Source organism: Serinibacter arcticus (genome assembly GCF_003121705.1).
Classification (GTDB): domain Bacteria; phylum Actinomycetota; class Actinomycetes; order Actinomycetales; family Beutenbergiaceae; genus Litorihabitans.
The window spans coordinates 495,384-507,170 of the sequence record NZ_PYHR01000002.1 but is presented as its reverse complement, the minus strand read 5'-3'; the positions used below and the strand labels follow the sequence as shown (position 1 = coordinate 507,170).

Here is an 11,787-nt window from a genome sequence, read left to right as displayed (position 1 = left end):
ACCCGTCCCGCTAGGTTGCACTAGCACCCCCCCACGCCAGGCAGGAGATCCACAGGTGGCACTTCCCCAACTGACGCCGCAGCAACGCGCCGACGCGCTGGCCAAGGCCGCGCAGGCGCGAGCGACCCGGGCCGAGGTGAAGAACCGCCTGAAGTACTCCGGCGCCTCGCTCTCCAGCGTGCTGGAGGCGGCCGAGAGCGACGAGGCGATCGGCAAGCTCAAGGTGAGCGCGCTGCTGGAGGCGCTCCCCGGCGTCGGACCGGTGCGCGCGAAGCAGATCATGGCGGAGGTCGGCATCGCCGAGACCCGCCGTGTGCGCGGGCTCGGCCCGCACCAGCGCGACGCCCTCGTCCAGCGGTTCGGCTGAGGTGGCGCCCCGCACCACCTCGGGTGGCATTCCTCGTCTCACCGTCCTGGCCGGCCCCACGGCCGTCGGGAAGGGCACCGTCTCGGCCGACATCCGGGCCCGGTACCCGCACATCTGGCTCTCGGTCTCGGCGACCACGCGTCCCCCTCGCCCCGGCGAGATCGACGGCGTGCACTACTTCTTCGTCGACGAGGCGACCTTCGACGCGATGGTCGAGCGCGACGACCTGCTCGAGTGGGCGGTCGTGCACGGCCGGCACCGTTACGGGACCCCGCGCGGCCCCGTCGAGGAGCAGCTCGCGGCCGGCGTCCCCGCGCTGCTGGAGATCGACCTGCAGGGTGCGCGTCAGGTGCGCCGCACCATGCCGGACGCCCGGTTCGTGTTCCTCGCGCCCCCCACCTGGGAGGACCTCGTCCAGCGGCTCGTCGGCCGCGGCACCGAGGGTGAGGAGGAGCGGGAGCGTCGCCTGGCCACCGCCCGCGTCGAGCTCGCCGCCGAGCGGGAGTTCGACCACGTCGTCGTCAACGACAGCGTCGCTCGTGCCACGGACGAGCTCGCGTCCCTGATGCACGGCTGACCACACCGGCGGGCGTGGCGGAGGCCGTCCGCCGGTCGAGCGCATCGCCGGACCGCCCCGCCTCCCGTCACCGGGAGCAGCCGCTGATAGGATCGTGCGGCTTCCCCCCACCGTAGTAAGGATGGACCCATGTCCGGAACCGTTGCCGCGCCCGAGGGCATCACCGACCCGCCCATCGACGAGCTCCTCGAGGTCGCCGACTCCAAGTACGCGCTGGTCCTGTACTCCTCCAAGCGCGCCCGCCAGATCAACGCGTACTACGCGCAGCTCCACGAGGGCCTGCTCGAGTACGTCGGCCCGCTGGTCGAGACCCGCCCGCAGGAGAAGCCCCTCTCCATCGCCATGCGCGAGATCAACAAGGGCCTGCTGTCCTACTCCTCCTCCGAGGAGGAGTAGACCCTGCGCGTCCTTCTCGGCGTCAGCGGGGGCATCGCCGCCTACAAGGCGGTGCACCTCCTGCGCCTGCTCGCCGAGAGCGGGCACGACGTGCACGTCGTGCCCACCCCGGCCGCGCTCGAGTTCGTGGGGAGACCCACGTGGGAGGCGCTGGCCGGGCACCGCGTGACGACGGACGTCTTCACCGGTGCCGCCGAGGTGGAGCACGTCCACCTCGGCCGCAGCATCGAGCTCGCCGTGATCGCTCCGGCGACGGCCGACCTGCTCGCCCGCCTGGCCTCCGGCCGGGCCGACGACCTGCTGACCGCCACGATGCTGACCGTCACGTGCCCGGTGCTCGTCGCCCCGGCGATGCACACCGAGATGTGGCTGCACCCGGCCACGCAGGCCAACGTGGCCGTGCTGCGCGAGCGCGGGATCCACGTGCTCGACCCCGACTCCGGCCGGCTGGCCGGGACCGACACCGGTCAGGGCCGCCTGCCCGAGCCCGCCGCGATCGCGGCGGCCGCGCTGGCGCTGGTCGCGGGGGCTGACGGCGAGCGGGACCTCGAGGGCGTGCGCGCCGTCGTCTCCGCCGGCGGCACCCGCGAACCCCTCGACCCCGTGCGCTTCCTCGGCAACCGCTCCTCCGGCCGTCAGGGCCTGGCGGTGGCCGACGCGCTCGCCGCGCGTGGCGCCGACGTCACGCTCGTCGCAGCCCACGTGGAGATCCCGCTCGACGGCGTCCCGCACCGCGTCGTCACGGTCGGCACCGCGCTGGAGCTGGCCGAGGCGATGACGGCGGAGGCACCCGCCGCCGACGTCGTCGTGATGGCGGCCGCCGTCGCCGACTACCGGCCGACCACGTCGGCGGGGTCCAAGATCAAGAAGACCGGGGACGACCTGGTCATCCACCTCGTGGAGAACCCGGACGTGCTCGCCGGCCTCGTCGCCGCGCGCCGCGCGGGCCAGGTCGTCGTCGGCTTCGCCGCCGAGACCGGGGACGCGGCGCAGGACGCGGCGGCCCACGGCCGGGCGAAGGCGATCCGCAAGGGCGCCGACCTGCTCGCCGTCAACGTCGTCGGGGCCACGACCGGGTTCGGCGACGTGCCCAACGCCGTCGTCGTGCTCGACGCCGCGGGCGACGAGGTGGGCCGCGCCGCCGGCACCAAGGACGAGGTCGCGCGCGGGCTGGTCGACCTCATCGTGGGACGCCTGCCCCGCTGACCGGTCGGATGTCGGGGGGCTGCACTACCCTCGATCGTTGTGACCACCCTGCGCAGCTTCACCTCCGAGTCCGTCACCGAGGGCCACCCCGACAAGGTGAGCGACCTCGTCTCCGACTCCATCCTCGACGCCCTGCTGGCGGCCGACCGTGACGCCCACGTCGCCGTCGAGACGCTCGTCACCACGGGCCTCGTGCACGTCGCGGGGAGATCAACACGACCGGCTACGTCGAGATGCCCAAGCTCGTGAGGGACGTGATCTCCGGCATCGGGTACACCTCGTCGGAGGTCGGCTTCGACGGCTCCTCCTGCGGAGTCTCGCTCTCGATCGGTCAGCAGTCCCAGGAGATCGAGCAGGGGCTGACCGACTCCCTCGAGGTGCGCGACGGCGTCGCCGTCGACCCCTACGACGCGCAGGGTGCCGGCGACCAGGGCCTGATGTTCGGGTACGCCGCCGACGAGACGCCGACCCTCATGCCGCTGCCGATCCACCTCGCCCACCGCCTGTCCGAGCGCCTCAGCGCCGTCCGCAAGCAGGGGATCGTCGACGGGCTGCGCCCCGACGGCAAGACGCAGGTGACGATCGACTACGACGGCGACCGGCCCGTCGCCGTCGGCACCGTCGTCATCTCCGCCCAGCACTCGCCCGACCTCACCGAGGCCGACCTCGCCGTCGCGCTGCGCGAGCAGGTGCTGGCCCCGGTCCTGGCCGAGCACGCGCCGGAGGGGCTCGACGTCTCCGGCCTGCGCCTCCTGGTCAACCCGACGGGCGCCTTCACGCTCGGCGGCCCGATGGGCGACGCCGGCCTCACCGGTCGCAAGATCATCGTCGACACCTACGGCGGCATGGCCCGCCACGGCGGCGGCGCGTTCTCCGGCAAGGACCCCTCGAAGGTGGACCGCTCGGCGGCCTACGCGATGCGCTGGGTGGCCAAGAACGTGGTGGCCGCAGGACTCGCGCGTCGCTGCGAGGTGCAGGTCGCGTACGCGATCGGCCGCGCCCACCCCGTGGGCGTGTACGTGGAGACGTTCGGCACCGAGGCGGCCGGCGTGAGCGCCGAGGGGATCTCGCGCGCGATCTCGCAGGTCTTCGACCTCCGCCCGGCCGCCATCATCGACGCGCTCGACCTGCTGCGCCCGATCTACGCGCTGACCTCGAACTACGGCCACTTCGGACGCGAGCTGCCCGAGTTCACGTGGGAGCGCACCGACCGCGCCGACGCGCTGCGCTCCGCCCTGTAGCCGGACGTCGCCGTGAGCGTGGGGGAGGACGAGGCGCCGACGTCGTCCCCGGGCGACGCGCTGTTCGGGGTGCCCGACGCCGCTGTCCCGGCGGCGGGCCGTGCCGTCGCGCCGGCGCCGCCGCCGGTCGCGGGCACCCGGGTGGCGCAGGTCGTCGTCGACGTCCCGCTGCCGCACCTGGACCGCGAGTTCGACTACCTGGTGCCCGACGAGCTGGCGGGCGCCGCCGGGCCGGACGAGGTCGTCGTCGGCACCCGCGTCAAGGTGCCGTTCGCCGGTCGGGAGCGCGACGGCTGGGTCCTCGGCGTCCGGGCCCTCGGCCCCGACGACACCGGCCGCCGGCTGGCGTCGCTGCGCCGCCTGGTCTCGCCCGTCGTCACCCTGACGCCGCCCGTGCTCGCGCTCGCGCGCGCGGTCGCCGACCGGTACGCCGGGACGCTGAGCGACGTGCTGCGGTTCGCGGTGCCGTCGCGTCACGCGCGCGCCGAGGCCGGCGTGCTCGCGGCCGTGGCGAAGGCGGCGGCGCGGGCGGCGGAGGTCGCCGTCGAGCGCGAGGCCGCCGAGGAGAGCGAGGTCTCCGACGAGATCGAGGTCACCGACGTCGGGACCTCCGAGGGGGCGGGGGCTGACGTCGGGCACCCCGCGAGCCCGTGGGACGAGGTGCCCGGCGGTCCGGCGCTGCTGCGCCGCCTCCGCGAGGGCGAGGCCCCGCGCGCGGTGTGGAGCGTCGTCGGCGGACCCGCGCGCTGGCGCGAGGCGCTGGCCGAGGCGGCGCTGGCGACGAGGGCCGCGGGGCGCGGGGTGCTCGTGGTGGTGCCCGACCTGCGCGACGTCGAGGCGCTCGTGCCGTACCTGGCCGAGCGGCTCGGCGAGGAGGTCGGACGACTGGTCGCGAGCGACGGGCCGTCCGTGCGCGCGCGGGCTCACCTGCGGGCGCTCACGGGCCTGACGCGGGTCGTCGTCGGCACCCGGTCGGCCGCCTGGGCCCCGCTCGTCGACCTCGGCCTCGTCGTCTGCTGGGACGACGGCGACGACTCGCTCGTCGAGCAGCGCTCGCCCTACCCGCACGCCGCCCAGGTCCTCGCCCTCCGCGCGGTCCCGGAGCGGGCCGCGGTGCTGCTCGCCTCGCCGTCGCGCTCGGTGTGGTCGCAGCACCTCGTCGAGACGGGGTGGGCGGTCTCGCTGCGGGCGGAGCGCTCGCGCCTGCGCGAGGTCGCCCCGCGCGTGAGCGCGCCCGACGCCGAGGACCTCGCCCGCTCCGGCCCCGGCGGCCACGCCCGGATCCCGACCCCGTGTGGGAGGCGCTGCGCGCGGGGCTCGCGCACGGCCCCGTGCTCGTGCAGACCCCGCGCGCCGGCTACCTGCCCCACCTCGCCTGCGGCCGGTGCCGGACCCCCGCGCGCTGCGCGGCGTGCGGCGGCACGCTGACGATGCCCGCCGCGGGGCCTCCGGTCTGCGGGGCGTGCGGCACGAGCGCCGAGGACTGGCGCTGCCCGGAGTGCGGCTTCGGGGGCCTGCGGGCCGTGCGTGTCGGCTCGATGCGGACCGCCGAGGAGCTCGGACGCGCGTTCCCGCAGATCCCGGTCCTCGCGAGCGAGTCGGGGCACGGCGTCGTGGACCGGGTGAACGACGCGCCCCGGATCGTCGTGGCCACCCCGGGCGCCGAGCCGGAGGCGGAGGGCGGGTACACCGCCGTCGTGCTGCTGGACGGCTCGCTCGCCACGTCGCTGCCCGGGCTGGCGGGGAGCGAGGAGGCGCTGCGGCGCTGGTTCGCCGCGGCCTGGCTCGCGCGTTCGGCGCGCGACGGCGGCCGCGTCGTCGTCGCGGGCGGCGGCACCGCGGCGGTGGTGCAGGCGCTCGTGCGGTGGGACGCGGAGGGGTTCGCCCACCGCGAGCTCGCCGAGCGCACGGAGCTGCGATTCCCGCCCGCGGCGCGGGTGGTCACGGCGACAGGGTCGCTCGACGCCGTCACCGACCTGCTCGCCGAGCTCGAGCCGTCGCCGGGGGCGGAGGTGCTCGGGCCGTTCCCGGTGCCGGCCGCACCGGTGCGCCCGGGGTCGGGGGCTGGTGCCGGCGGCGGGACTGGGACGGCGGGAGCCTCCGCCGCGACGCCGCCGCCGGGATCGCTCTGGGGGACGGACGACGGCGCGGACGGGGACGACGTCGTCGAGCCGTCCCGGGCGCTCCTGAGGTCGTCGTTGGCGGACGGCGCGGCCCTGTCCCGCGCGGTCAAGGAAGCGCTCGGGGTGCGCAGCGCCCACAAGCGGCGCGGCCCGGTCCGGGTCGTCGTCGACCCTCGGGACCTGTGACGGGCGGACCTGCGACCTCGTGACGACGGGGCGCGCGGCACCTGTGAGGATGGATGCCGTGAGCAGCGAGAGCGAGATCGACACCGTCGTGCTGGACCTCGGCCAGGTGCTGGTCGACTGGGAACCGCAGCGCGCGCACCCCCACCTGAGTGCCCAGGCGTGGCACGCCGTCGCCGCCGAGATCGACTTCCACGCCCTGAACCTCCGCGCGGACGCGGGGGAGACCTGGGCGTCCCTGGAGGAGGAGGTCGCCGCCGCGTGGCCGCAGCACGCCGGCTTCCTCGCGCGGTACGCGGAGGCCTTCGCCACGACGCTGACCGGGCCGGTCCCCGGCATGCCGGAGCTGGTGGGCGAGATGCGGGCGCGCGGCCTCCGGCTGCTCGGCCTGACGAACTGGTCGTCGGAGACCTTCCCCCACGGACGGGTCGCCGTGCCCGCGATGCACGAGCTGGAGGCGATCGTGGTGTCGGGCGACCTGGGTCTGGTGAAGCCGGATCCCGCGATCTACCAGCACCTGCTCGACCGGTTCGACGTCGCACCCGCGCGGGCCCTGTTCGTGGACGACCGCCTCGCGAACGTCGAGGCGGCCCGGGCTCTCGGGCTGCACGGTCACGTCTTCACGGACGCGGCCTCGCTGCGCCGGGAGCTCGCCGGCCTCGGCGTCGTGATCGATCCGCCCGCCTAGACTTGCGCCGGTGACCTCACCGCTGCGCGTGCTCTTCGCCGGAACCCCCGACGTCGCCGTCCCGACCCTCCGGGCGCTGGCCGCCCGCCACACCGTGGTCGCGGCGCTGACCCGCCCGCCGGCCCGCCGCTCGCGCCGGGGCGCGGAGGAGCCCTCGCCCGTCGCCGACGCGGCTCGTGAGCTCGGCATCGACGTCCTGGAGTGGCCGACCCTGCGGACCCCCGAGGCGGTGGCCGCGATCGAGGCGCTCGAGCTCGACGTCGCCGTCGTGGTCGCCTACGGCGCGCTCGTCCCGGCCACGCTGCTCGACGTGCCGACGCACGGCTGGATCAACCTGCACTTCTCGCTGCTGCCCGCGTGGCGCGGTGCCGCGCCCGTGCAGTGGGCGGTGCGGAGCGGCGACGAGATCACGGGGGCGACGACGTTCCGCCTGACCACGGGGCTCGACACCGGTCCCGTGATCGGGACGATGACCGAGGGCGTCCGACCGCGCGACACCAGCGGCGACCTCCTGGACCGGCTCTCGGTCGCGGGCGTCCCGCTCGTGCTGGCGAGCCTGGACGCGCTGGCGGACGGGTCGGCGTCACCGACCGAGCAGCCCGACGACGGCGTCAGCCTCGCCCCCAAGCTCGAGGTCGCGCACGCGCAGGTGCCGTGGCACCTGCCCGCCGTCGCCGTCGACCGCTTCGTGCGGTCGATGACGCCGGCTCCTGGGGCGTGGACGGTGCTCGCGGGGACGCGGGTGAAGGTGGGGCCGGTCGTGCTGGTGCCTGTGGTGTCGGGGGCGTCGGTGTCGGGTGAGATCGCGCTCGCGCCGGGTGAGGTGCGGGCGGGCAAGAACGAGGTGCACGTGGGGACCGGCACGACGCCGGTGCTGCTCGGCGAGGTCGCCCCGGCCGGCAAGGCGTGGATGCCCGCGGCCGCCTGGGCGCGCGGCGCCCGGCTGGAACAGGGGTCGGCGTTCGAGGGGGTCGACCGTGGCTGAGCGCGGAGCGGGCGAGCGCGGCGGACGGAACGAGCGCGGTGGCGCGGGCGAGCGGGGTCGGGGGCGTCCCGGCGGTGCCCGTGGCGGGAACGGCCGCGGCGCGACGACGCGCATCGACCCGTCCCGGCAGGCGGCCTACGACGTCCTGCGCGCCGTCGCCGGGTCCGACGCGTACGCGAACCTCGTGCTCCCGGGCCTCCTGGCCGAGCGCGAACTGAGCGGGCGCGACGCCGGCTTCGCCACCGAGCTCGCCTACGGGACGCTCCGGCTGCGCGGTCGCTACGACGCGATCCTCGCGATGTGCTCGAGCCGCGGGCTGACCTCGATCGACCCCGGCGTCCTCGACGCGCTCCGGCTGGGCGCGCACCAGGTGCTCGGGATGCGGGTGGCGCAGCACGCGGCCGTCTCGGAGACGGTGGACCTGGTCCGCGCCAACGTGTCGCCGGGCGCCGCCTCGTTCGCGAACGCCGTCATGCGCCAGGTGACGCGCGCCGACGCCGCCGAGTGGGAGCGTCGGATGGCCGAGCGCACCACCGATGCGGACGACCTGCTCGGTCAGCGACTGGCCCACCCGGCCTGGATCGTCCGGGCGCTCCGCGAGAGCCTGGCGCTCGACGGCGGTACCCCGGCCGGCCGGCTCGAGGCCGAGCTCGTCGCGTTGCTCGAGGCCGACAACGCGGCCCCGGCGGTGACCCTGGTCGCCCGGCCGGGCCTGGTCGACGAGCGCGAGCTGACCGACGCCGTCGAGGACGGGGTGGTGACGCCGGCCGGCCTCGCCCCGACGGCGTGGCGTCTGGCCGGCGGCAGCCCCGACGCGCTGCCGGCCGTGCGACAGGGCCGGATGGGCGTCCAGGACGAGGGGAGCCAGCTCGTCGCGCTCGCGCTCGCGGGCGTCACGGTCACCGACGGGGACTCGCAGTGGGCCGACGTGTGCGCCGGCCCCGGCGGCAAGAGTGCGCTGCTGGGCGCCGTGCTGGCCCAGCGGACCGACGAGCTCGCGGCGCTCGGGGCGCTGGACCGACCGAGCGTGCTCGTCGCCGGCGAGGTCCAGCCGCACCGCGTGGGGCTGGTGGAGCGCAGCGTGAAGGCGCTGCCGCCCGAGCTCCTCGACGTCGTGCAGTGGGACGGTCGCGAGCTCGGCACGGCCCACCCGGGCCGGTTCGACCGCGTCCTCGTGGACGCTCCGTGCACCGGCCTGGGGGCGCTCCGGCGTCGACCCGAGGCCCGGTGGCGGCGGACGCCCGCCGACCTCAAGCCGCTCGCGCTGCTGCAGCGGGAGCTGCTGGACGCCGCGCTGGACGCGACGCGACCCGGGGGAGTGGTCGGGTACGTGACGTGCTCGCCGCACGTCGCGGAGACGCGCGCCGTGGTGGAAGCCGTGACCCGTTCGCGGGAGGACGTCGAGGTGCTGGACGCGGTCGCGGCGGTGAACGCGGTGGTCGGACGGCCCGTCGAGGGCCTGGCGGGACCGTACGTGCAGCTCTGGCCGCACCGGCACGGGACCGACGCGATGTTCCTGGCGCTGCTGCGCCGGGTCTGATCGGACGGGTGGGAGTCGTGGGCGTGGGGTCGTCGGCCGCTGACCGGCTGGTCCTGCGGCCGCCGACCGGGACCGACGAGGTCGTGCTCCGGCGGATCCACGAGCAGCTGCGCGCGGACGGGTTCACCTTCCTGCTCGCCGACGGCGACTGGCCCGTCCTGCTGGCCCAGGTGCAGCGCGAGGCCGACGGCGTCGATCTCCCTCCCGGACGCGTTCGATCCGACTTCCTCGTCGCCGAGGTCGACGGCGTGCTGGTCGGTCGGGTGTCCGTGCGACACGAGCTGAACGCGTACCTGCTGGCCGTCGGCGGGCACGTCGGCTACGCCGTGGCGCCCGAGCATCGTCGCCGCGGCTACGCCTCGCGGATGCTCCAGCTCTCCGTCGAGCGCCTGGGCGATCTGGGGGTCGCACGCGTGCTCGTCACGTGCGACGACGACAACGAGGGCTCGGCCGCCGTCATCGAGCGGTGCGGCGGGGTTCTCGAGGACGTGGTTTCGGGTGACGACGGGGTGGTCAAGCGGCGGTACTGGATCGATGCCTCGGTGAGGTGATCCCGGGCTCGGGTGGGGCAGGCCCGAACGGGAGGCCTGCGCGGGCGTGGACTGTCCCCAGGCGCGCGAGGTGCTGGTTCCTTGGTGAGTAATCTGTGGATGTAGATTTGCCTGCAGATCTTGGAATACGCACAAGTGTTCGATAGAATCGAGGATGACGAACGCTCACCGCGACGACTGCGAGGACAGGCTCGACGCCTGCCTCGCCGATCTCGGCGCGGCCGAGGCGGTCCTGACCGCCGCCCTCGACGCGGGGGACGTGGTGGACGCGTGCGAGCTCGCCGAGCGGGTCGAGCAGGTGGCCCGGGTCCTGTACCGGCTCCAGGTGCGGGCGGCCGGTGCGGTCGAGTCCGAATCGCCGGCGGTCCGACCGACCAGCGATCCGCAGGTCCCGTTCCGGCGGGGGTGCGACCTCCTCAGGTCCCGGCTGCGCATCTCGGGACACGAGGCTCGACGACGGATCCGCGCGGCCTCCGCGGTGCTCCCTCGACGGGCGATGACCGGGGGAGAGCTCCGACCGATCGCGGCCTCCCTCGCGGTCGGGCTGGGCACAGTGGACGACGCGGAGCGCGGGGTCGTCGTCGGCAGCGCCGACGGGGAGCAGAGCGCGTCCGAGGATCCCTCGGGTCGCGCCGCCGCTGCGCCCGGACCCGAGGCAATCGAGGTCGTGCTGCGAGCGCCGGACGAGATCCGGGACGTCGCCGCCGCCGAGGTCGTCGACGACGCCGAGCGAACCCTCGTCGGCTACGCGAGGACGTTCGATCCCGAGACCCTGCGTCGCGTGGGAAGGCGCCTGATCTCGCTGCTCGATCCGGACGGTGCCGAGCCCGGCGAACGCGACGCGCTCCGTCGCCAGGGCGTGACGGTGGGTGCCACCCGGCGTGGCCTCACCCACCTCGACATCTGGGCCGACGCCGTCCAGGCCGAGGTTCTGATGACGGTGTTCGACGCCGGCAGCAACCCGCGCGCCGCGGTACCGACACCGGTGCAGCCCGCCACGCCGTCCGTCCTCTCCCCGCCGTCTGCTCCGTTCGTACCGCGCGAGCCGTCAGTACCGTCGGCACCGTCCGTGCCGCCAGCACGGTCCGCGCCGGCCCTCTCGGGACCGGCCGCGACGGCACGTCGCCCCGAGGTGGGATCCGACGTCCGGGACGACCGCACGCGTCCCCAGCGCATACTCGACGCCCTGGTGGCTGCCTGCCAGGCAGCCCTCCGCAGCGCTGTCCTTCCCTCGGTGGGTGGCCTCCCGCCCCAGCTGCTCGTCACCATCGGGCTGGCCGACCTCGAGGTCCGTACGGGCCTCAGCCTGGCGGACGCCGTCCAACAGGCGGCGGGCCAACCGCCACCACCGGCATCCGACTCGGCGCCTGCTCCGTCCCCGACCCCGACCCCGACCCCGACCCCATCGCCACATCTGCCGACTCCAGGTGCCGCAGACACGCGCCCGCACGCCCCGACCTCCGCGCGGACCGGTCAGGGCCTCCTGCCGCACGCGGGTCCCGTCCCTGCGGGCCTGCTCCGTCGGCTGGCGTGCGACGCCGACGTCATCCCCGTCGTGCTCGGGGGTGGGAGCGAGCTCCTGGACCTGGGAACGAAGCAGCGGCTCGTCCCTGCCGCGCTGCGCAAGGCCCTCATCGCCCGCGACGGCGGCTGCCTGTTCCCCGGCTGCCCGATCCCGCCGACCTGGACCGAGGGGCACCACGTGATCACCTGGGCGGCCGGCGGGCCGACGACCAGCGGCAACACCTGCCTGCTGTGTCCGGCCCACCACCACGCCGTCCACCTCGGACGCTGGGTCGTGGAACGCACGTCCTCGACCGCTCCGGGGCCGTCGCGACCGTTCCGGATCACGTCACCCTGGTCGGCCCGGCCGGAGCAGACGTGGAACGCCTACCCGCTGGGAGCGTGACGATGAGCCCGACCGGCTCAC

Annotated in this window: 11 protein-coding genes and 1 pseudogene; all 12 read left to right on the top strand. The window is 75.5% G+C overall.

Features of this window, described 5'->3' with window-relative positions:
• The first annotated feature begins 55 nt into the window (after positions 1 to 55).
• The 12 genes and pseudogenes from mihF (at position 56) to C8046_RS19090 (ending at position 11,766) form a co-directional block, all read left to right on the top strand.
• On the top strand, positions 56 to 367 hold the full coding sequence (mihF, locus tag C8046_RS02445; RefSeq protein ID WP_109228114.1) for an integration host factor, actinobacterial type: 312 nt from the start codon (positions 56 to 58) through the stop codon (positions 365 to 367).
• Position 368: 1 nt separating this feature from the next.
• On the top strand, positions 369 to 944 hold the full coding sequence (gmk, locus tag C8046_RS02440; RefSeq protein ID WP_109228113.1) for a guanylate kinase: 576 nt from the start codon (positions 369 to 371) through the stop codon (positions 942 to 944).
• A gap of 129 nt (positions 945 to 1,073) precedes the next feature.
• Positions 1,074 to 1,340: a DNA-directed RNA polymerase subunit omega gene (rpoZ, locus tag C8046_RS02435; RefSeq protein ID WP_109228112.1), complete on the top strand. Its 267-nt coding sequence runs from the start codon at positions 1,074 to 1,076 to the stop codon at positions 1,338 to 1,340.
• 3 nt (positions 1,341 to 1,343) lie between these two features.
• Positions 1,344 to 2,546 (top strand): bifunctional phosphopantothenoylcysteine decarboxylase/phosphopantothenate--cysteine ligase CoaBC, encoded by a 1,203-nt coding sequence (gene coaBC, locus C8046_RS02430; RefSeq protein WP_109228111.1) that lies wholly within the window; start codon positions 1,344 to 1,346, stop codon positions 2,544 to 2,546.
• 39 nt (positions 2,547 to 2,585) lie between these two features.
• A pseudogene (gene metK, locus C8046_RS02425) lies at positions 2,586 to 3,787 on the top strand (methionine adenosyltransferase).
• A 12-nt stretch (positions 3,788 to 3,799) separates the two neighbouring features.
• Complete coding sequence (locus C8046_RS02420) at positions 3,800 to 5,215, top strand: hypothetical protein (protein ID WP_109228110.1); 1,416 nt, start codon at positions 3,800 to 3,802, stop codon at positions 5,213 to 5,215.
• 2 nt (positions 5,216 to 5,217) lie between these two features.
• A complete protein-coding gene (locus C8046_RS18300) occupies positions 5,218 to 6,096 on the top strand; it encodes a primosomal protein DnaI (RefSeq protein WP_158277109.1) in 879 nt (292 codons plus the stop codon).
• Between the two features lie 58 nt (positions 6,097 to 6,154).
• Entirely contained in the window at positions 6,155 to 6,781 is a 627-nt protein-coding gene (locus C8046_RS02415) for an HAD family hydrolase (protein WP_419183538.1), read from the top strand.
• 22 nt (positions 6,782 to 6,803) lie between these two features.
• A complete protein-coding gene (locus C8046_RS02410) occupies positions 6,804 to 7,766 on the top strand; it encodes a methionyl-tRNA formyltransferase (RefSeq protein WP_109230682.1) in 963 nt (320 codons plus the stop codon).
• On the top strand, positions 7,759 to 9,306 hold the full coding sequence (locus C8046_RS02405) for an RsmB/NOP family class I SAM-dependent RNA methyltransferase (protein ID WP_109228108.1): 1,548 nt from the start codon (positions 7,759 to 7,761) through the stop codon (positions 9,304 to 9,306). The genes C8046_RS02410 and C8046_RS02405 overlap by 8 nt, the downstream gene beginning before the upstream one ends.
• A gap of 8 nt (positions 9,307 to 9,314) precedes the next feature.
• Positions 9,315 to 9,857 (top strand): GNAT family N-acetyltransferase, encoded by a 543-nt coding sequence (locus C8046_RS02400; RefSeq protein WP_328587564.1) that lies wholly within the window; start codon positions 9,315 to 9,317, stop codon positions 9,855 to 9,857.
• A gap of 154 nt (positions 9,858 to 10,011) precedes the next feature.
• Positions 10,012 to 11,766, top strand: a complete 1,755-nt coding sequence (locus C8046_RS19090) for an HNH endonuclease signature motif containing protein (RefSeq protein ID WP_235866038.1) — start codon at positions 10,012 to 10,014, stop codon at positions 11,764 to 11,766.
• Positions 11,767 to 11,787: the final 21 nt, after the last annotated feature.